This window comes from Vibrio sp., assembly GCF_050299255.1.
Taxonomy (GTDB): Bacteria; Pseudomonadota; Gammaproteobacteria; order Enterobacterales; family Vibrionaceae; genus Vibrio.
Genome location: NZ_JBNKVP010000044.1, coordinates 1 through 20,898 on the forward strand (window position 1 = coordinate 1; position 20,898 = coordinate 20,898).

Annotated in this window: 19 protein-coding genes; 7 read left to right on the forward strand and 12 right to left on the reverse strand. The window is 52.4% G+C overall.

The window, feature by feature from the left end:
* Together ACQY6F_RS12330 and ACQY6F_RS12335 are read right to left on the reverse strand one after the other, a co-directional pair.
* The coding region (locus ACQY6F_RS12330; RefSeq protein ID WP_428774748.1) for a hypothetical protein at positions 1 to 304 on the reverse strand (304 nt) is incomplete at its 3' end.
* A 90-nt stretch (positions 305 to 394) separates the two neighbouring features.
* A complete protein-coding gene (locus tag ACQY6F_RS12335; RefSeq protein ID WP_428774749.1) occupies positions 395 to 1,405 on the reverse strand; it encodes a TAXI family TRAP transporter solute-binding subunit in 1,011 nt (336 codons plus the stop codon).
* 593 nt (positions 1,406 to 1,998) lie between these two features.
* Between ACQY6F_RS12335 and ACQY6F_RS12340 the strand changes: the two genes are divergently transcribed.
* Positions 1,999 to 2,259 (forward strand): hypothetical protein, encoded by a 261-nt coding sequence (locus ACQY6F_RS12340; RefSeq protein ID WP_428774750.1) that lies wholly within the window; start codon positions 1,999 to 2,001, stop codon positions 2,257 to 2,259.
* Positions 2,260 to 2,375: 116 nt separating this feature from the next.
* On the opposite strand, the gene ACQY6F_RS12345 is transcribed toward ACQY6F_RS12340, so the two are convergent.
* The 3 genes from ACQY6F_RS12345 to priA form a co-directional block, all read right to left on the reverse strand.
* Entirely contained in the window at positions 2,376 to 2,939 is a 564-nt protein-coding gene (locus ACQY6F_RS12345) for an SPOR domain-containing protein (protein WP_428774752.1), read from the reverse strand.
* A 125-nt stretch (positions 2,940 to 3,064) separates the two neighbouring features.
* The gene (gene cytR / locus ACQY6F_RS12350) at positions 3,065 to 4,072 is read right to left on the reverse strand and encodes a DNA-binding transcriptional regulator CytR (protein ID WP_428774753.1); all 1,008 of its coding nucleotides are present in this window, start codon (positions 4,070 to 4,072) and stop codon (positions 3,065 to 3,067) included.
* 326 nt (positions 4,073 to 4,398) lie between these two features.
* On the reverse strand, positions 4,399 to 6,600 hold the full coding sequence (gene priA / locus ACQY6F_RS12355; protein WP_428774754.1) for a primosomal protein N': 2,202 nt from the start codon (positions 6,598 to 6,600) through the stop codon (positions 4,399 to 4,401).
* Between the two features lie 266 nt (positions 6,601 to 6,866).
* Between priA and rpmE the strand changes: the two genes are divergently transcribed.
* The gene (rpmE, locus tag ACQY6F_RS12360; RefSeq protein WP_428774755.1) at positions 6,867 to 7,088 is read left to right on the forward strand and encodes a 50S ribosomal protein L31; all 222 of its coding nucleotides are present in this window, start codon (positions 6,867 to 6,869) and stop codon (positions 7,086 to 7,088) included.
* 387 nt (positions 7,089 to 7,475) lie between these two features.
* Complete coding sequence (locus ACQY6F_RS12365; RefSeq protein WP_428774757.1) at positions 7,476 to 8,753, forward strand: malic enzyme-like NAD(P)-binding protein; 1,278 nt, start codon at positions 7,476 to 7,478, stop codon at positions 8,751 to 8,753.
* Positions 8,754 to 8,842: 89 nt separating this feature from the next.
* On the opposite strand, the gene metJ is transcribed toward ACQY6F_RS12365, so the two are convergent.
* Positions 8,843 to 9,163: a met regulon transcriptional regulator MetJ gene (metJ, locus tag ACQY6F_RS12370; RefSeq protein WP_428774759.1), complete on the reverse strand. Its 321-nt coding sequence runs from the start codon at positions 9,161 to 9,163 to the stop codon at positions 8,843 to 8,845.
* Positions 9,164 to 9,385: 222 nt separating this feature from the next.
* Between metJ and ACQY6F_RS12375 the strand changes: the two genes are divergently transcribed.
* The 3 genes from ACQY6F_RS12375 to metF all read left to right on the forward strand — a co-directional run bounded on the left by ACQY6F_RS12375 (position 9,386) and on the right by metF (position 14,147).
* Positions 9,386 to 10,552: an O-succinylhomoserine (thiol)-lyase gene (locus ACQY6F_RS12375; RefSeq protein ID WP_428774761.1), complete on the forward strand. Its 1,167-nt coding sequence runs from the start codon at positions 9,386 to 9,388 to the stop codon at positions 10,550 to 10,552.
* Positions 10,553 to 12,964 carry a bifunctional aspartate kinase/homoserine dehydrogenase II gene (locus ACQY6F_RS12380; RefSeq protein WP_428774762.1) on the forward strand — a complete coding sequence of 804 codons (2,412 nt, stop codon included), beginning with the start codon at positions 10,553 to 10,555 and terminating at the stop codon, positions 12,962 to 12,964. It begins immediately after the preceding gene.
* 292 nt (positions 12,965 to 13,256) lie between these two features.
* Positions 13,257 to 14,147 carry a methylenetetrahydrofolate reductase gene (metF, locus tag ACQY6F_RS12385; protein WP_428774763.1) on the forward strand — a complete coding sequence of 297 codons (891 nt, stop codon included), beginning with the start codon at positions 13,257 to 13,259 and terminating at the stop codon, positions 14,145 to 14,147.
* 90 nt (positions 14,148 to 14,237) lie between these two features.
* Here metF and zapB read toward each other — a convergent pair whose 3' ends face one another.
* The gene (gene zapB / locus ACQY6F_RS12390) at positions 14,238 to 14,480 is read right to left on the reverse strand and encodes a cell division protein ZapB (protein WP_428774764.1); all 243 of its coding nucleotides are present in this window, start codon (positions 14,478 to 14,480) and stop codon (positions 14,238 to 14,240) included.
* Between the two features lie 288 nt (positions 14,481 to 14,768).
* On the opposite strand from zapB, the gene glpX reads away from it, so the two are divergent.
* Positions 14,769 to 15,776, forward strand: a complete 1,008-nt coding sequence (gene glpX, locus ACQY6F_RS12395) for a class II fructose-bisphosphatase (protein WP_428774766.1) — start codon at positions 14,769 to 14,771, stop codon at positions 15,774 to 15,776.
* A 67-nt stretch (positions 15,777 to 15,843) separates the two neighbouring features.
* Here glpX and modF read toward each other — a convergent pair whose 3' ends face one another.
* The 5 genes from modF to ACQY6F_RS12420 form a co-directional block, all read right to left on the reverse strand.
* Positions 15,844 to 17,286 (reverse strand): molybdate ABC transporter ATP-binding protein ModF, encoded by a 1,443-nt coding sequence (modF, locus tag ACQY6F_RS12400; protein WP_428774784.1) that lies wholly within the window; start codon positions 17,284 to 17,286, stop codon positions 15,844 to 15,846.
* 139 nt (positions 17,287 to 17,425) lie between these two features.
* Positions 17,426 to 19,072: a chaperonin GroEL gene (gene groL / locus ACQY6F_RS12405; protein ID WP_428774768.1), complete on the reverse strand. Its 1,647-nt coding sequence runs from the start codon at positions 19,070 to 19,072 to the stop codon at positions 17,426 to 17,428.
* Positions 19,073 to 19,127: 55 nt separating this feature from the next.
* Positions 19,128 to 19,418: a co-chaperone GroES gene (locus tag ACQY6F_RS12410; RefSeq protein ID WP_428774770.1), complete on the reverse strand. Its 291-nt coding sequence runs from the start codon at positions 19,416 to 19,418 to the stop codon at positions 19,128 to 19,130.
* A 266-nt stretch (positions 19,419 to 19,684) separates the two neighbouring features.
* Complete coding sequence (locus tag ACQY6F_RS12415) at positions 19,685 to 20,035, reverse strand: DUF3135 domain-containing protein (RefSeq protein WP_428774771.1); 351 nt, start codon at positions 20,033 to 20,035, stop codon at positions 19,685 to 19,687.
* A gap of 167 nt (positions 20,036 to 20,202) precedes the next feature.
* Complete coding sequence (locus ACQY6F_RS12420; RefSeq protein WP_428774773.1) at positions 20,203 to 20,820, reverse strand: helix-turn-helix transcriptional regulator; 618 nt, start codon at positions 20,818 to 20,820, stop codon at positions 20,203 to 20,205.
* Positions 20,821 to 20,898: the final 78 nt, after the last annotated feature.

Below are 20,898 nucleotides of genomic sequence, written 5' to 3' on the forward strand. Positions count from 1 at the left end.
AGACTGGATCTATGCCCTGAAAACGCAGCTGGTTACGATCGACATTTTCCCAGTAATAATAAGCGAGATAGATACAAAAAATATAAGCAGCAAAATCAAAGAATAAAGTAAAGAGACTTTCTTTATTCTGAATATTTAGTGGCACAAATAGAAACGCCAATCCCATAGTAATAAATACATGAAACGGAATGGTGACCATTGGTGCTTCGGGAATAAAAAACTGTTTAACTAAAACAAATACATAGAACAGGCTGGTAATGACCGCGATCCATTGCCTTAGTTTATTTATAATTTCATTATTCATAGGGTACTACCTTGCCCTATTCGAACATCAGGTCACCGTTGTAAATGTCAACCCGATGTTCGAAATGAGGATTGTGTTAATTAACGAGAATTACATCCAGCCTTTTTCTTTATAGAATTTGGCAGCACCTGGATGAAGTGGTACAGCGGTATATTTTAGGTTAACTGAGTCTTTTGGCTCCCAAGTAGCCAGAGATTTGTTTTCACCCTTCAGACGCTCATTATTTTCCACAATAGACTTAGTGAACTCATACACCACGTCTTCTGACGTGTTTTTGTTTGCCAGAATCACCAGGCCGGTGGCAACAGTATGGTAATCGCTGTCCATACCACGATAGGTATCGCGTGGCAGGTCAATATCGACCATACCGTTAGCAATCAGTTTATCTTTGGCATTGTCTGAGATTGGCAGGAACACCATGTCGTTGGTCAGGGTAACTTCGGTCAGGCCAGGATGGTTCACTGCCGCGACTTCAAAATAGACATCAGCACGCTTGTCACGCAGCATTTCGCTGATCTGTGAAGGTTGACCCTGAATCAATTTGCCCGCGCTACGTAACTTGTTCAGATCGTAGTTATATGGAGATAGGATCACGTCCGCAATAGGAAGTACGATAGGGCCCTGAGGTTTCATAGCGAAACGCGGTAGCTCATCCATCTTCAGCATGTCTTCCAGGCTCTTCGCCCCGGTGCGTTCAACAAAATCACGACGAGCCAGAATATAGGTGTAGGTGTAGTTCATGCCACCGGTGACGGCAGCAATATCACTGTGTGGACCGCGGCCTGTGTAGACGACTTCATCCCCGTCATAAGCAAGCTTGGCCGTGTAAGACAGAGTAAAAGCAAAATCGCCTTTGCCCGCATTGAGCAACGTCGGGTTAGAAACCGAGCCGCCGCGCGGGACGATTTTGGTGCTGCTGCCCGCTGGAAAATCTTCCTTTAGCAGCTGGGAGATGGTCGTTGCGTAGGAATAAAAACTGGTTCCCGGTTGCTGAGCGATGATAGTTACGTCTTTAAACGCATCTTTTGCCATTACAGCGCCCGACATCGTCACAGTCGCAGCTGCTGCACCGCAAATCATCAACTTGGTCAATCCTTTCATCTTTGAAGCCCCTTCATTTTTATATGTTTCACGTACGGTATCGAGGCTTCATTATGTGGCGAATCCGGGTTGCTTTCATTGTGCTGACATACAAAAATTCGTCCATTTCATCATCAATTTTTGTTCATTTGAATAAACTTAAGTCACTCCTCTCACACTCTTAAAATTATTGGTTGTTACAGCTCACAAATATACTTAATAGCTAAATCCAACTGATAAAAAACAAACGATAACATCAATAAAAGCATATATTGATGTTATCTACTTCGTTATTAAACTCGTCTTCATTAATCTTAATTCATATAAGTTCCACTGCAATTATCCCTTGTTAAAATCATCGTGTTTATAATAGCAATAACGGTAGGAATAAAAGACAAAATTAATATAAAAACATCGATATGAAAAATGCATTTATATTATTTTTTAAAAATAAAAAACACGATAAAGAACAAGCGATTGCACATAAAATTGCTCAATTAATATCTTTATATTTTTTAACAATATCGCAGTGTGATTGCTCTAACATTTATTCAGAAGGGTTTATTTAAAATGACTGGCACTAAGGAGCTGTACATTATAATAGGAACAACACTATGCAAACCAATAACCTGAATACCTACACCCCATCACTAGATAAAGACAAACTAACGATTTTGCACCATTTGATGCATCAGAGAGCCGGTGGTTGTGCCATCAACCAGTTAGGCGACAACTTTCACCGATTACTGGACCGGTCACTGCCAAACCTATTAGGTGAAATGTCTCAACTCGGATTCATTGAATGGGAAGGTAACCATGTCTACCTGACTGATTTGGGCCTGGAGTGCTACGAATATATGCCGGTTTATCGCTAATAAGCGCACCCCAGCCCAAAATGACCGAACTCTCTGCTGGCCACGATGTCAACGCGTTGCTCCTTAGGCGTTGACCCTGTGGCTAATAACGATTCAAGAGTTGGCTGACAGTAAGCTTATTGCGTCTCTTTCCAGATGGCACAAGGCTCTATTTTGGCGCGCTGCAGCTTATGCTTATCTCGTTCGGCCTCGCGCTTGAAAGTATAAGGGCCAAGCACCACCCGGTACCAACTGCTGCCTTCTTTTTTGCGGATCTTACTTTTTATGCCCTGAAACGCGATATCCAGCTTACGATTCTCGGCCTGGCTCAGAGTTTTGTAAGCACCGCACTGCATGATGTAAGGGATTTCAGACACAACCTGTTCTTTCGCAGTCACCTCAACCTCGCGTTTTGGCAACGTCTGCACGTAATCCCACTTCTCTTCCGGTGGCGGCGGTAACGTTGACTTACTTTTCGCGACTGGTTTCGGCTTCGGCTTACTCACTGGCGTCGGTGTGGGTTGAGGCGGTTCAGGTTCGTTGCTGAGCCAATACAAACCGTAGCCAAATGCCGGTAACAGGATCACCGCCAGTACTATCGCCCGCCAGGGTTTACGTTTGGCTGCACGTTTTTTTACGGGTCGGTTACTCTTGCCACTGCCATTGCCTCGGCCGCGTCTTACATAATCTTTACTTGCCACAACACAACATCGGATAGGATAAATTTGTTCACATAGTAATGCAGAACAGGGGAAGAAAACAGTTTCGTGGACAGGCCGGGTAACGAGTTACGCAGCCTGTCACAATCGGAGTATAAATCAGAAGGTTATATTGAGCGCGGTGGCGCGGCACTGGCGCGCACCACCAGTTGGGTATCCAGTAACCGGGAGCCGGCACGAACATCCTGACCCCGCAATAACTCCAGCATCATCAGCATAGCCTGACGGCCGATTTCATAACGCGGTTGAGAAATCGTGGTCAGTGGTGGATCGCAATACTGGGCAAACTGGATATCATCGAAGCCCACTAAGGAAAGATCTTGTGGTACCCGCATACCCAGCTTTTTCGCTTCCTGGATGGCACCGATGGCCATGATGTCGTTGTGACAGAATATGGCTGTTGGTGGCTCAGGTAACGACAACAAAGCTTTGACCGCTTTGGCGCCGGACTCAAAACTAAAGTCCCCGTAAGCACAATAGGTCGGATTCATGCTAATACCCGCCCGACGCAGCGCTTGCTGATACCCTTGCTGGCGGAATTGACACAACACCGCTGACTGCGGTCCGGAGATCTGAGCAATTTTTTTATGACCGAGCTGAGTGAGGTAGTTCACCGCTTCAAACGCCGAAGTCAAATTATCAATATGAACGGTCGGCAGTTCCAGTTCCGGCGCAAATTCGCACGCCATCACCATAGGCGGCAGGTTTTTCTGCTCTGGTTTGCTGACATCAAACGGCAAATCCGCTCCGAGCAGCAACATACCATCGGCTTGCTTGGTAAACACCAAATTAACAAACGACGCTTCACGTTTTTTCTGCTGGCTGCTGTCACCCAGTAACACCAGATAACCATGTTCCAGCGCGGCATCTTCGATACCACGAATAATTTCCGAAAAGTACGGATCGCAGATATCCGGTATGATCGCCACGATCGTTTTGGACTCGTTGCGGCGTAAGTTGCGCGCGAGCGAGTTGGGTGAATACCCGGCTTCCAGCACGGCATCTTCCACTCGTTTACGAGTCGAAGAGGAGACCTTCTCTGGGTTCATCAAGGCGCGAGACACTGTCGCCGTTGAAACACCCGCGAGCTGGGCAACATCCTTCATTGTCGCCATATTTCATTTACCTCTTACTATTCCTTCACCTGGATCTCACTAGATAACTGCTTTGGTGTCGATCCTAAAAATGAGTTGATGAACTTAAGTTCATTCTTATTTGTCCTGTCTCTTTGCTGGCTTACAGCATGTCGTTCCCGGTATGCCAGCCTCTATATTTTATTCATTTCGAAACAGATTGTTACGTGGCAATTAACAGTTCCTAAACACTGTGGGTGACGGGTATCACATTTGTATGAAAAATCATGGAAACCAGCTCGTCAGTTGGACGAGCTTTGTGCCGTGACGACACCCTGTGACGGCACAAATGGATCACGCGGGACGGATTAACTTAAATCCTGCGGCTCAATATCCAGTCCCCAGCGTACTTTACTGGCGAGAGGTAACAGTTGAATGACCGGTTTGGCGCTGGCGAGCCATTTTTGCATCAGCGGGCGAGAATCCGTCTGCAGCAATAATTGCCAGCGATATTTACCGGCTCTGCGCGCCATCGGGGCCGGTGTCGGTCCAAGGATCTGGCACTGCTGATCAAACAGTGGGTGACTTTCCAGCGTATGGCGCACCTGGCGCAGAAATTCTTCTACGACAGCGGAGTCATTCGCTTCAGCCCGTAGCAGGGTCAGGTAACTGAACGGCGGTAACCTGGCCAGTTTACGTTCCTGCAGCGCCGCTTCGGCAAAGGTCCGGTAGTCTTTCTGCAGCAGCGCCTGTAACAGGCTGTGTTCAGGATGGTGGGTTTGCAGTACTACCTCTCCGGGTTTGCTGGCCCGTCCTGCCCGTCCGGCCACCTGAATAAACAACTGCGCCAGCCGTTCTGACGCGCGAAAATCACTGCTGTAGAGCGACCCGTCGACATCCAGCAACGCCACAAGAGTCACGTCCGGGAAATGATGTCCTTTGGCCAGCATCTGGGTGCCGATCAGTATTTGGTACTCTCCCCGCCGGACTGCCTCCAGAGCGGATTCCAGGCTGCCTTTACGCCGGGTACTGTCACGATCGATGCGCACGGTTTGATATTCAGGAAACAACTGCGCCAGCTGGTTTTCCAGCTGTTCCGTGCCCACCCCCACCGTGACCAGCTGGGTTGAACCGCATCCCTGACACTGGTGAACCACAGGTTGCTGTGAGCCGCAATGGTGACAGCGGATCTCATTACTGGCCTGGTGATAAGTGTAGTAAGCATCACAACGCCGGCACTCCGCAATCCAGCCGCACTCATGACACATCATCGCCGGTGAAAATCCGCGCCGGTTAAGAAACAGCATCACCTGGTTGCCCGCCTGCAAATGGCGACGCATCTGGGCGATCAGCGGCGCAGACAACCCGGCTTCCAGATAGAGCCCTTTCATATCCAGCACGTGGTTCTTGGTCGGCAGCGCCTGTCCGGCCCGCTGAGTTAACTGCAGATGGTGATATTTTCCCGACAGTGCATTGTGTAATGTCTCCAGCGCTGGCGTGGCCGAGCCCAGCACGATAGGCACCTGCTCCTGGCTGGCACGCATCACCGCCACATCACGAGCGTGGTAGCGCAGGCTATCCTGCTGTTTATAAGAGGAATCGTGTTCTTCATCGACGATAATAATGCCGAGCTCAGCAAACGGCGTCAGCAGAGCCGAACGGGTACCGATAATGATGCCCGCGCGTTTGTCCCGGGCAGACAACCAGGCCTGTAAGCGCTCACTGTCGTTTAGCCCCGAGTGAATCACACACACCGGTACGTTAAACCGCTGGCGAAAACGGTTGATGGTTTGCGGCGTCAGGCCAATTTCCGGCACCAGCACCAACGCTTGTTTGCCCTGCTCCAATACCGGGGTGAGCAAATTCAGATAGACTTCGGTTTTCCCCGAGCCGGTAACCCCTTCCAGCAGATAGCAGCCATAACCGGGCTGACTATTAACTGCCGCAATGGCAATCGCCTGTTCCTGATTCAGCTTGGGTTTGTCGACTTCCATTTCTACCGGCGTCGACCAGCCTCCCGGGGGTAACGGCGGTTGATACTGTTCGATCCAGCCTTTTTGCTGCAGAGTATTCAGTACAGAGCTGGCAATCTCCAGATCGACAAATTGTTGATGATCGGCCGGCCCATCCGCCAGCAGGTGCATCACTTTGGCCTGTTTCACTGCCCGGCCAAAACCGGCCATGATCTGGTCCCGACCGGCTGCGGTCAGTTGCCACTGACGCTGCGCTTCCAGTGTCGCCGGTTTGCCTTTGCGCAGCGCACCGGGCATGGCATTGGCCAACGTATCGCCGAGCGGGTACTGGTAATACTGACTGCACCAGCGCAGCAGCGCGTACAGTTTTTTCGGCCACAGCGGCGTGGAATCGATCACCTCATCGATAGCTTTTAACTGCTGCTGAGAAAAATCAGAATGATCGCTCAGTTCAGTGACCACGCCGATCAGCCGTTGACGGCCAAACGGCACCTTCACCCGACCGCCAACCACCGGAGTCAGCCCTTGCGGGATCAGATAGTCGAACTGCTTGTCGAGTGGAACAGGCAGGGCAACACGAGCGATTACATGAGACATAGTCACCATCAGGCAGGGGAAACCAATAAAGGCTACAGTCTACTGGATTGCAATAGTGGCATGGAAGCGATTCAGGCAGAAAAAAGTGGTGAAATAACTAGCAAATGGCTTGATCCCACGCCAGGGATTCATTACTATACGGCGCCTTAGTGATATGGCTCATCAGGTATCTGATAGCGGTATCGCTACAACAACATTATTACTAACTGCGTGTGGTGTCCGGCTTAGAATCGGATAGCGACACGGCCCATTATTGAGGTTATCCCATGAAAACTGGTATCCACCCAGAATACAAAGCAGTTCAAGCGACTTGCTCTTGCGGCAACTCTTTTGAGTTCAACTCTACTCTTGCTAAAGAGTCTATCCACCTGGACGTATGTGACAAATGTCACCCATTCTACACTGGTAAGCAACGTATCGTAGATACCGGCGGCCGTGTTGATCGCTTCAACAAACGTTTCGGTGCTCTTTCAAGCGGTAAGAACTAAGTTACCCTTAAGAATCGAGATTGAAAAAGGACGCTACGGCGTCCTTTTTTGTTTTTCCACCTTCGGCTACCGCTCCCCCACCGTTCTGGCTCTTGAGCTGATTTGCGACCCGGGCCCCGCTAAGCTGCAATCTGTCGCCCCGCTTAGCATCCATTTCATCCCAAATTTCTTTTTAACATTGGTACGATATACTGTTATTAACTAATCCTGCACTAGGATCTGCCAGCCAGACTGTCCCCCCGCGCCGAACCGCACTGCTCTGGTCTTATCAGTAGTGATTTGTCTTATTTTGCTGCGCTACGTCGCATTCCTAACTATGCAGGTTGACGCGCTTGATTTACAATAAATTTCCCCTTTTAAGCAAACTTTCTATCGGACCCTACACCTATGTCAGTTGACCCGCAGCCAGAAATGACACCAGAAGAAAAATTACGCCAGCAAGCCCTGGATTATCATGCCCTACCTACCGCAGGCAAAATTTCGGTTGAACTTACTAAACCTGCCAACTCCGCAGAAGATCTGGCCCTGGCTTACAGCCCGGGCGTAGCCGAGCCCGTCCGCGAGATCGCACAGAATCCAGATAACATTTATAAATACACCGCTAAAGGCAATATGGTGGCGGTGATCTCCAACGGTACTGCGATTCTGGGTCTTGGCAACCTGGGGCCGATGGCCTCCAAACCAGTTATGGAAGGTAAAGCGCTGCTGTTCAAACGCTTTGCCGGATTAGATTCGATTGATATCGAAGTGAAACACCGCACCATCGATGAATTCGTCGATACGGTGGCCAACATTGCCGATACGTTCGGCGGTATCAACCTGGAAGACATCAAAGCGCCGGACTGTTTTGAGATTGAACGTCGCCTGATTGAACGTTGCGATGTGCCGGTATTCCACGATGACCAGCACGGTACTGCCATCGTCACGGCTGCCGGCATGCTGAACGCCATTGAGCTGCAAGGCAAAGATCTACAGGAAGCGACTATCGTCTGTCTCGGTGCCGGTGCCGCCGCGGTGGCCTGCATGGAGTTACTGATCAAGTGCGGCGCAATGCGCGAGAAAATCTACATGCTGGACCGTAAAGGCGTGATCCACACCCGCCGTGACGACCTCAATGAATACAAGCAGCTGTTTGCCAACAACACCGACAAACGCACCCTGGAAGATGTCATCGAAGGCGCCGACCTGTTCCTTGGCGTGTCAGGTCCGAACCTGCTGCCACCGGAAGCGCTGAAGCTGATGGCGGATAAGCCAGTGGTGTTTGCCTGCTCGAACCCGGATCCGGAAATCAAACCGGAACTGGCCCATGAGGTACGCGACGATCTGATCATGGGTACCGGCCGTTCCGACTATCCAAACCAGGTTAATAACGTGCTCTGCTTCCCGTTCATTTTCCGCGGCGCCCTGGACGTTCGTGCCAGCGAGATCAACGATGAGATGAAACTGGCCGCCGTGGATGCGATTCGCCAGCTGGCTAAAGAGCCGGTTCCGGCCGAAGTTCTGGCCGCGGCCGGCGCTGAAAAACTGGAGTTCGGTTCAGACTACATCATTCCTAAGCCAATGGACCCACGCCTGCTACCACGCGTTGCCCGGGCGGTGGCCGAAGCGGCCGTCGAATCTGGTGTGGCGCGCATTGAGATGCCGGAAAATTACATGGCACAGTGATCTCACTGTTCCCGCATACAGAAAAGGCAGCCAATGGCTGCCTTTTTTACTTTTGCTGCCTCTGAGGAACATGGCCTCTGCAGACAAGCTTACTCTTCGTCGTAGGCTTCAAATTCAATGCCCATCGCCGTCATGATCGATTTGGCTTCGGTCGGAATATCATCCGGGCGATCTTTACGCAAATCTTCATCGGTCGGTAACGGCTGGCCTGTATAAGCATGCAAAAACGCTTCACACAACAGTTCACTGTTGGTCGCGTGGCGCAGGTTATTGATTTGACGACGGGTACGCTCATCGGTTAGTACTTTCAGTACTTTCAGCGGAATGGAAACCGTGATTTTTTTAACCTGCTCACTCTTCTTTCCATGCTCTGCATAAGGGCTTATATATTCGCCATTCCAATCTGCCATTGCACACCTTCGTAATCATTTTGGGAAGTTAGACATTCAAGCTAGCAATTTTAGCCGGATTCGCGGCTATAAGCAAAGACATATAGACGTCTAGAAGTGTTGACGTCTTCATTTTCAATCAGTAAAGTGTTGCGTATCTGATATGGAATCGAGCGAGGGCGGATACCTATCCGGTATAGCCTATTTCCATCGACAAGTCATCTCCCCGATAAGGAAACCGTTATGAGCACCCGTAAACCAGCCACGATTGCGGTAAGAACCGGTATTGAATCTGACACTCAACACCACGCCGTAGTTCCGCCGATCTATTTATCCACTAACTACGGTTTTCCCGCTTTTGGCGAAGTGCCCAAATACGACTATACCCGCTCCGGTAACCCGAACCGCGGCTTGCTGGAACAAGCGTTGTCCGAGCTGGAATCGGGCCAGGGTGCCGTGGTCACCAACTGCGGGACGTCGGCACTCAATTTATGGGTATCGGCATTTATCGGACCGGACGATCTGATCATCGCTCCGCACGACTGCTACGGCGGTACCTATCGCTTGTTCAATACCCGTTCGCAAAAAGGCGATTTTAAGGTGCTGTTTGTCGACCAGTCTGACCAGCAGGCGCTGGCCGCGGCGCTGGCACAGAAGCCAAAACTGATCCTGCTGGAAACACCGTCTAACCCGCTGGTACGGGTGGTGGATATTGCCGCCGTCTGCCAGCAGGCTAAGCAGGTCGGGGCTTTGGTCGCTGTCGATAATACTTTTTTGACACCAGTGTTCCAAAAGCCTCTGGAGCTGGGCGCCGACTTCGTGGTTCATTCCACGACTAAATACATCAACGGCCATTCTGATGTGATTGGCGGGGTGGTGATCTGTAAAACGGCCGAGCATGCCGAACAGCTGGCCTGGTGGGGCAACTGCATCGGTGCGACCGGCACCCCGTTTGACAGCTACATGACCCTGCGCGGCATTCGGACGCTGGGCGCGCGGATGCGGGTTCATGAAGAAAGCTCACAGCGGATCCTGCAGTATCTTCAGTCCCAGCCACTGGTTGGCACCATTTACCACCCTAGCCTGCCACAGCACCCTGGGCACGAGATCGCCAAGCGTCAGCAATCCGGGTTTGGCTCTATGCTCAGCTTTGAGTTTGCCGGCAGCTTTGACCAGCTGAAAGCTTTTGTCGGTCAGCTGCAACTGTTCTCACTGGCAGAATCGCTTGGCGGGGTTGAAAGCCTGATTTGCCATCCCGCCAGCATGACCCACCGCGCCATGGGTGAGCAGGCGTTGGCCGAAGCGGGCGTCTCCCAGCTGCTGTTACGTCTGTCCGTTGGCCTGGAAGATGCCGAAGATCTGATTGACGACCTGGCACAAGCATTTCGTCACGTTACGGAGGCCAACTAAATGAGCCCGGTGCGTCAACTGCATAAATTTGGCGGCAGCAGTCTCGCCGATCCAGACTGCTTTTTACGCGTAGCGTCGATTATTAAAGACTATTCCGATGCCACCGACCTGGTGGTGGTCTCGGCGGCAGGTAAAACCACCAACCGGCTGCTGGAGTTCGTCGATGCATTAAGCCACGATGGCCGCCTGGCCCACGAAGCGCTGCAAAGCCTGCGTCAGTTCCAGATCCAGCTGATCGAAACGCTGCTGTCTCCGGACAACCAGGCCACCCTGCTGGCGCAGCTCAGCGATGAATTTTCCACCCTGGGTGAATTAGTGGCACCATTAACCACCGCCCAGCGTGCAGCTGTGCTTGGCCACGGGGAAGTGTGGTCTGCCCGGCTATTGGCAGCGCTGCTCAACCAACAAGGCCAGGATGCCGTGGCACAAGATGCCCGCGCTTTCCTGAGGGCCGAAACCGGCACCCAACCGGAAGTGGACCGCGGCGCTTCCTATCCGCTGGTCAAAGAAGTGCTGGCCCAGCATAGCCACTGCCGGGTGATCATCACCGGATTTATGGCGCGCAATGGCGAAGGCGACACCGTGCTGCTGGGACGCAACGGTTCGGACTATTCTGCCACCATGATCGGTGCACTGGCCGAAGTGAGTAAAGTCACCATTTGGAGTGACGTCGCCGGGGTATACAGCGCCGACCCACGTATTGTCAGTGATGCCTGCTTACTGCCGCTGCTGCGCCTGGATGAAGCCAGTGAACTGGCCAGGCTGGCGGCACCAGTGCTGCACAGCCGCACCTTACAACCGGTAGCGCAAAGCAGCATGGAGCTGCACCTGCGCTGCAGCTATCAGCCCGAATCCGGCTCGACCAAGATTGAACGGGTACTGGCGTCCGGTCGCGGAGCAAAAATTATCAGCTCACTGGACGATGTGCTGTTGATCCAACTGCGCTTCGACCCCGGCCACCTGTTTGAGCGTTTAAAACTGGAAGTGCTGGAAGCGCTCAAGCGCGCCCAACTGGAACCACTGGCTTACGAATCTCAGCCCGACCAACATTGCCTGCGACTGGCTTACACCGGCGAAATTGTCGGTGGTGCGCTGGAGTTTTTGCAAGATGCTGCCATCGATGCCGAAATCAAACTGCAGGAAGGTTATGATCTGGTGGCCGCAGTCGGCTCCGGCGTAACCAACAACGCCAATCACAACTACGGTTTTTACCAGCAGCTGAAATCCCTACCGGTCGAATTTATCGCCGAGTCCGATTCAGGCCTGAGCCTGGTGGCGGTGTTGCGTCATACCGAGACCGAGCCTGTGGTGCAGGGTATTCACAGCCAGCTGTTCCAGACACAAAAACGGGTGGCCTTAGCCTTGTGCGGTAAAGGCAACATCGGCGCCAGTTGGCTGGAACTGTTTGCCGAGCAGAAAAGTGAACTGGAAAAACGCCACGGTATCAGTTTCGAACTGGTGGCCATTATCGATAGCCAGACCTGCTGGATAAACCAGGAGGGTATCAATCCGGCTGATGTCAGCGAAAAATTTGATGACGAAGCCTGTGCCTATCAGGACGCCGAGTGGATCGCCCGTCTTAGCACTCTGCAAGGCTATGATGAACTGATCGTGCTCGATGTCACCGCCAGCCAGCAGTTAGCCGAGCGCTACGTACAATTGGCTGAACAGGGCATGCACCTGATCTCGGCCAATAAAGTCGCCGGTTCCGCCAGCAGCGACTATTACCACCAGGTACAGGATGCGTTTGCCAAGATCAATCGCCACTGGCTGTATAATGCCACCGTCGGCGCTGGCTTACCGATCAACCACACGGTGCGCGATCTGCGCGAAAGTGGCGATGAGATCGTGGCGGTATCCGGGATATTTTCCGGGACTCTGTCCTGGCTGTTCCAGCAATACGATGGCAGCGTGCCGTTTGCCGAACTGGTGGACCTCGCCTGGCAGCAGGGCCTGACTGAACCCGATCCGCGCAATGACCTGGATGGCTCCGATGTGATGCGTAAGCTGGTGATCCTGGCGCGAGAATCCGGCCTGCCGCTGGAACCGGAGCAGGTGAATGTGGAATCGCTGGTGCCGGATGAACTGGCGACATTGTCGCTGGATGACTTCCTTGATAACGCCCAGCTGCTGAGCGAGCGTCTGGCTGAACGGCTCAATAAAGCCCAGCGTGAAGATAAAGTGCTGCGTTATGTGGCCCGGCTGGAGAAAAATGGGCAGGCCAGTGTCGGCGTGGAAGCGCTCAATCGCGAACACGCTCTGGCTAACCTGCTGCCCTGCGACAACATCTTTGCCATTGAAAGCCGCTGGTACAAAGATAACCCGCTGGTGATCCGTGGCCCTGGTGCCGGCCGGGCCGTCACCGCCGGTGCTATTCAGTCTGACCTGAACCGCTTAGCCGGCCTGTTATAGTCCTGCTCACCGGCCCGGCGCGTCAAGCTGCCGGGCCGCTCTTACCTCTGCCCCCTATCCCCGCTTCGCCCCTGTGCTAAGCTCAAATTTAATGTCGCGTCTATGCGCCATCTTGGCCAACCTTGGTCACCCGGCCAACTCAGCATTCAAGTTGAAAACCGCTCAACGTGTACATGAGAAAAATTCATAATCACAGTGTTGACATTAAATCGTATTCAATTCATTCTTTGGACATATAGACGTCTAAACGTAAATTTTGCATTGAAGCACTTTTGGGGTAGGGAGAGAACAGATGGGATACACTCACGCAGGCCATATCGACGCGTTAAATCAGAATATTGCTGAACTGTCAGACAACATCAATGTGTCGTTTGAATTTTTTCCGCCGAGCAACGAGAAGATGGAAGAAACGCTGTGGAATTCCGTACACCGGTTAAAAACCCTGCAGCCGAAATTCGTCTCTGTTACCTACGGTGCCAATTCCGGTGAGCGTGACCGCACCCACTCCATCATCAAAGAGATCAAAGATCAGACCGGCCTGGTAGCGGCGCCGCACCTGACCTGTATCGACGCCAGTCGTGATGAGCTGATCCAGATTGCTGACGACTACTGGCAAAACGGCATTAAAAACATCGTTGCCCTACGTGGCGATATTCCACCGGGTGGTGGCAAACCAGAAATGTACGCCTCGGATCTGGTCGAGCTGCTGAAAGCCCAGCACGATTTCGATATCTCTGTCGCTGCGTTCCCGGAAGTACACCCGGAAGCAAAAAGCGCCCAGTCAGACCTGCTTAACCTGAAACGTAAAGTGGATGCGGGTGCCAACCGTGCCATCACCCAGTTCTTTTTTGATGTCGAATGCTACCTGCGCTTTCGCGACCGCTGCGTCGCGGCCGGTATCGACGTGGAAATCGTACCAGGCATTCTACCGGTATCGAACTTTAAACAAGCGGCCCGTTTTGCCGCGCAGAATAACGTTAAGGTACCGGGCTGGATGGCAAGACAGTTTGAAGGGCTGGACGATGACCCGATCACGCGCCAGTTAGTAGGAGCCAGCCAAGCCATCGACATGGTAAGGGTACTGAGCCGCGAAGGCGTAAAGGACTTCCATTTCTACACCCTTAACCGCGCCGAAATGACCTACGCGCTATGCCATACCCTAGGCGTACGTCCGGCTCGATAAGACGGCAACCCGTTCAAAGTATAAAACCAACAAGGCCAACGAGTGATCGTTGGCCTTGTCAGTTGTAGTGCAGGAACAATGGAGGCGGAATTACTCCACTTCTTCCATCTTACCCAGCAAGTTACGAATTCGCTCTTGCCACGCCGCCTGCTCCTGCTGGATTTGGGCAGTTTTCTGCTCCAGCTCGGCACGACCAGCGCGCAGCTCTTCGGCCTGCTGGACCAGCTGCAGTTTCTCTTCTTTCAGCTCTTCCACTTCCATTTGCAGCAGAGCGATAGTATCGACTGCAGTTTGAATTTTTGCTTCTAATTGTTCTAAGACTTCAAAAGACATCTTGGCCTACCTTTTTAGTTACTCTGTTGAGTGGTCCTCGTGGTTCCATTCTACTCAGCCCGCCGTTGATAAACACGCGCTATCTTGGAAAATTGTCTCATTCGGTCAAATTTTCCACGCATTTTTACCTGGGCTTTACTTTCTGCCGGCCAAGCCGCCGAAACCATGCCCTCGAGCGGCGCAAATCCTTGCTCAAACGCAAGCGTTTGGCCAAAAAAGCAAACGTTTCCCCGGCGATGTGATAGAATCCTGCCGTTTTTTCATCCTTTGTTCTGATTTGGAGTCATCATGAAACGCGATTTGGCAATGGCATTCTCCCGGGTTACTGAAGGTGCTGCCCTGGCAGGCTATAAATGGTTAGGACGCGGCGATAAAAACGCGGCGGACGGCGCAGCGGTAGAAGTCATGCGCAGCTTGCTGAATAAAACCGACATTCAGGGTGAGATCGTCATTGGCGAAGGTGAGATTGATGATGCACCGATGCTCTACATCGGGGAGCAAGTCGGTCTGGGTGGCGATGCGGTGGATATCGCGGTCGACCCAATCGAAGGCACCCGTATGACCGCGATGGGCCAGTCGAATGCCCTGGCGGTACTGGCAGCCGGTGAAAAAGGCAGCTTCCTGAAAGCGCCGGATATGTACATGGAAAAACTGGTGGTCGGCCCCGGTGCGAAAGGCTGCATCGACCTGAATAAGCCGCTGGCCGAAAACCTGCAAAATATCGCCACCGCGCTGAACAAGAGCCTGGATACCCTGGTGGTGATCACGCTGGCCAAACCGCGCCATGACAAAGTGATCGCCGAAATGCAGGCGATGGGCGTACGCGTATTTGCCGTGCCGGATGGCGACGTAGCCGCCTCAATCCTGACCTGCATGCCGGACAGCGAAGTGGATGTGATGTACTGCATTGGCGGTGCGCCGGAAGGCGTGGTGTCGGCTGCCGTGATCCGCGCTCTGGATGGTGATATGCATGGCCGCCTGCTGCCTCGCCACGAAGTGAAAGGCGACAACGAAGAGAACCGCATCTACGGTGCGGCTGAACTCAAACGCTGCAGTGAGATGGGTGTCGAAGCCGGCGTCGTACTGAAGATGGAAGACATGGCGCGCAGCGACAACGTGATTTTCTCCGCCACCGGTATCACCAAAGGTGACCTGCTGGAAGGCATCAGCCGCAACGGCAACATTGCCACCACCGAAACCCTGCTGATCCGTGGCCGCTGCCGGACCATCCGCCGGATTAAATCGACCCACTACCTGGAACGTAAAGATCCGGAAGTGCGCGATATCATCCTATAACCGCCACTATCATTGAATGACTGAAAAAGGGTTTGCTCAGCAAACCCTTTTTGCTAGCTGGCGCCGGTTAAGACTGGCTGATCTCCACCCAGTAACCACGCTCTGCCGGCACAAAGTCGACAAAGTGGTCAATCGCGCTCAGGCTGTCTTCCTGGTGATGGGTCACATACAGCAACTGACTCAAGCCGGATTGGGCAATGTTTTCCAGCACCGCAAACACCAGCTTACGGCTAAGATAGTCCAGCCCCTGGTAGGGCTCATCCAGGATCAGCAGTGCCGGTTGTTTGATCAGAGCCCGGGCGATCAGCAGTAAACGCTGCTGACCATAATCAAGGCTGCGGAAACTGACTTTGGCCAGCTCGCTCATTTCCAGCACGGCCAGCCAGGCTTTCGCCTGAGCGATCTGCCGCTGGCTGGGCTGCTCGTACAGACCTATCGAGTCGAAAAAGCCGGACAGGATCACTTCCAGTGCGCTGCAGCCGACCCGGTACTGCAGGTGCAGCGCCGACGAGACAATGCCTATCCGCTGTTTGATGTCCCAGATGGTTTCACCGCTGCCACGTTTCATCCCCAGCACCTGAATGTCATTGCAGTAACACTGGGGATGGTCACCCATGATCAGCCCCAGCAAGGTACTTTTGCCACAGCCATTCGGGCCGCGGATCTGCCACTGCTGACCCACTCTCACCTGCCAGTCGACCTGCTCAAAGATCAGGCCATCGGTGTATTCCACTTTGACCTGGTTCAGCTGCAGCAAGGGATCGGGCCACTGCTGGTCAGTATGGTACTGCTCGAGCAGTGCCAGCATAGCGTGGCTTTTCTGCTCTGATAACGCCTGTAACTGCTGCATTACCGGATGCTGATGCCACTGCTGACGGCTGAGCGTCTGCGCCAGCGAGTGCTGATCAAACAGGGCCACATGGCTGATGCAGGCGGGTAATTCATCATCGCGGGAAGTGATCACCACCAGCTGAATTGTCGCCGACAACCGCTCGAGCAGTTGCGACAGACTCTGCCGGTGCGCCACATCCAATCCTGAATAGGGTTCATCCAGGATCAGCATCTGCGGCTGTTGTGCCAGCGCCCTGGCCAGCATCAGCCGGCGACTCTCACCGGTAGAAAGCTGGCGGAATGGCCGTTGCCTGAGAGAAAGCAGATCGCAGTCAGCCAGTAAGTTCTCTAACTGCGCGGCAGGGCAACCGGCATCCAGCACCAGTTGCTCGACGCTTGAGCCATAATCGATCCGATCGAGAAAGTCGGTATCATCTTTAGCCAGCTCCTGCTCCAGCAGCTGTTGCTGCATCGACAGCGATACGCAGGCGACCCGTTCCGGCCGGTGTAGAATCTCACCTTGATCCGGCAGCCGCTCACCACTGAACAGCTGCACCAGAGATGAAACGCAATGGCTGTGGGCGGCAAAAATCGCCCAGTGCTGTTGTGGTTGCAAATGCCACTGTTTGATCGAAAGCTTGCCTGAAGATGAGATCAGAACCAGATTATTGATTTCTATATCATTACTCATTGTTATCCGTTGAAACCATCATGCAGCAGCCATCCGCGAATTACCAGACCAGCCATGGCTGGTGATTGCGCTGATCAAAAAACGGAGGCCGAAGCCTCCGTTTTTGCATTTTAGCTGCGTGGCGCGATCACATCATACCGCCCATGCCACCCATGCCGCCCATGCCGCCCATATCAGGCATTGCAGGAGCATCTTTCTGTGGCAGGTCAGTCACCATCGCTTCGGTGGTGATCATCAGGCCAGCGACAGATGCGGCGAACTGCAGTGCAGAACGGGTCACTTTAGTTGGATCCAGGATACCCATTTCCAGCATGTCACCGTATTCACCGGTTGCTGCGTTGTAGCCGTAGCTGCCGTCGCCGGCTTTAACGTTGTTGGCAACCACAGATTCTTCATCACCGGCATTGCTGGTGATCTGACGCAGAGGCGCTTCCATCGCACGCAGAGCCACACGGATACCCACGTTCTGCTCTTCGTTATCGCCAGTCAGTTCAGAAATTTTCGCAGCCGCACGGATCAGGGCTACACCACCACCGGCGACGATACCTTCTTCAACTGCCGCGCGAGTGGCGTGCAGTGCGTCTTCTACGCGATCTTTCTTCTCTTTCATTTCCACTTCAGTGGCTGCGCCGACTTTGATTACCGCAACACCACCAGCCAGTTTCGCTACGCGCTCTTGCAGTTTTTCTTTGTCGTAGTCAGACGTTGCATCTTCGATTTGCTGACGAATTTGCGTTACGCGACCTTCGATCGCCGCTTGCTCACCGATACCGTCGATGATAGTGGTGTTCTCTTTGGTGATAGTTACGCGTTTCGCCTGACCCAAGTCTTCCAGTACCACTTTTTCCAGTTCCAGACCCACTTCTTCAGAAATCACCGTACCACCGGTCAGTACTGCGATATCTTGCAGCATCGCTTTACGACGGTCACCGAAACCAGGCGCTTTCACACCGGCCACTTTGACGATACCGCGCATGTTGTTAACAACCAGAGTGGCCAGCGCTTCGCCTTCTACGTCTTCAGCGATGATCAGCAGAGGACGAGACGCTTTCGCTACCGCTTCCAGAGTTGGCAGCAGTTCGCGGATGTTAGAGATTTTTTTGTCTACCAGCAGGATGAACGGGTTTTCCAGGTCAACACTGCCCGCTTCCTGGTTGTTGATGAAGTAAGGAGACAGGTAACCGCGGTCGAACTGCATACCTTCTACCACGTCCAGCTCATCGTGCAGAGCCTGGCCTTCTTCAACAGTGATCACGCCATCACGGCCGACTTTTTCCATCGCTTCCGCGATGATCTTGCCGACACTGCTGTCAGTGTTAGCCGAAATAGTACCAACCTGTTCAATTTCCGTGCTGGTTGAGCAGTCTTTAGACAGCACTTTCAGCTCTTCCACTGCAGCTGCAACGGCTTTGTCGATACCGCGCTTCAGATCCATCGGGTTCATACCCGCAGCGACCGCTTTCAGGCCTTCGTTAACAATGGCCTGAGCCAGCACGGTTGCCGTGGTTGTACCGTCACCGGCGACATCGTTCGCCTGAGACGCAACCTGCTTAACCATTTGCGCACCCATGTTCTGGAATTTGTCATCCAGTTCAATTTCGCGTGCTACTGAAACACCATCTTTAGTGATGGTTGGCGCACCGAACGATTTGTCCAGTACCACGTTACGGCCTTTAGGACCCAGGGTTACTTTTACTGCGTCAGCCAGAACGTTGACACCTTCCAGCATTTTAACTCGTGCATCATTACCAAATTTAACGTCTTTAGCAGCCATTTTTAACTATCCTTTTCTAAATGCGTTTCTCGTTTTCGTTGTGATTCAGAATCGATTACTCAACGATTGCCATGATGTCATTTTCAGACATGATTAAAACTTCTTTACCGTCGATTTTTTCGGTCTTGGTCGCATAACCTTCGGCGAAAATAACGGTATCACCAACTTTCACGTCCAACGGTTGTACTGTACCGTTTTCAAGCATGCGGCCTTTACCCACTGCCAGAACCACACCGCGAGTTGATTTCTCAGCAGCAGAACCTGTTAACACAATGCCACCCGCTGACTTAGATTCAACTTCTTGGCGCTCTACGATAACTCGGTCGTGTAATGGACGAATATTCATCGGTCGTCTCTCCTGAAAGTTTCCATGTTGATTTGATAATCGCCACTAGGGCTCGTGACTCATATGTGGGGACGATTTGAGGCTTCCCAAGGGGGCAGTGAGACTTTTTTGTGATTAAGCTAACAAAATAACGTTTAGTGCGGGCCAAAGCGTTAATTATCGAACTCCCAGACCGGCCAGGAAGTCGATAAACAGAAAGGCAAAAAGACGGAGTAAACGATCAGGCAGGTCGTCAAAGAGGTCAATAGAAAACGGCGACAGCGTTGCTATCGCCACTCTTCATCTCGGGGTTTGAAAGGCAGCACGGCCGCCTCAGAGTTGTACAGCTCGGTAAAATTACCATTCAGGCTCTGCTGAAACTTAAACAGCTGGCGGTACAGCTCTCTCATCAGCATCACGTTTACCTGGTTTGGGTTTTTGCCCCGGCTGATAATCAGTTCGATGTGACTCTGCTGGGCGCGCAGTCGCTGCTGCATCTCGGGTGACGCCGACTGAATCAACTCAGCACACATACTTTGTCGCATCCGCGTTAGTTGCTCCGGATCCGTTTTTGCAAGCGCGACCAGTTCATCGAAAGACGGTAAGGTCTGATTTTCCCTATTATATACAGCACTCATATCCATACCTCGGCACTGTTGATTAATTTATCAACACTACCCGAAGCATAGATGGCGGGACAGATTTTTTGAGGCACGAACAGTGCTGTTCTTATTTGTGAGACAAGTGTCTTAAATGCGCGTCAATACCGCATTTTTACGACATTTGACCCAATGAGGCAGGGGGGTTATTTGACCGCGATACGATACAGACAGCGTCGCTCGCCCTGAACGATATGTTCCTGACGCGCTATCTGACATTGCTCACCCAGCAAGGTCTGAAATACCGACAGTTCGGATTGGCATAAACTCGGGCAGCGGGTGGCCGCCTTGCAGATTGGACAATGGTTTTCGATCAGCAGGAAGCCATCATCGGTTGGTTGCAACTCCGCCATGTAGCCTTCTTGTTCCCGCAGTTCCACCAGCTTTTCCAGCTTGGCCTGCAATGAACAACAATCGGCCAGAGCCTGACGATACAGTGCCAGAGTCTGCTTTTCCCGCTCCGCAGTGACTTTCGCCACCCCGTCCGGGCCAAACAGAGATTCCACCGCCTCGATCACCTGCACCGTCAGTTCCGCATGGCGATCACTGAACTGGGCATGGCCCTGATCGGTCAGCGACCAGTGACGGGTAGGCCGGCCAACTTTCACTTTCACATCATAAAACGTCAGCACCCCTTCCTCTTCCAGAGATTGCAGGTGTTGACGTGCGCCCATGGTGGTCATATCGAGGTCTTCCGCGAGCTGTTTCGCGGTTACCGCGCCATGGCGTTTGATGGTATGTAAGATCCGGTCACTGGTTTTCATTGTGGCTCCTCTGCTCACCACATTATGTCGGATCAATTAAATAAAGCAAAGATTTTACTTAAACCAAAGTGACTGGCA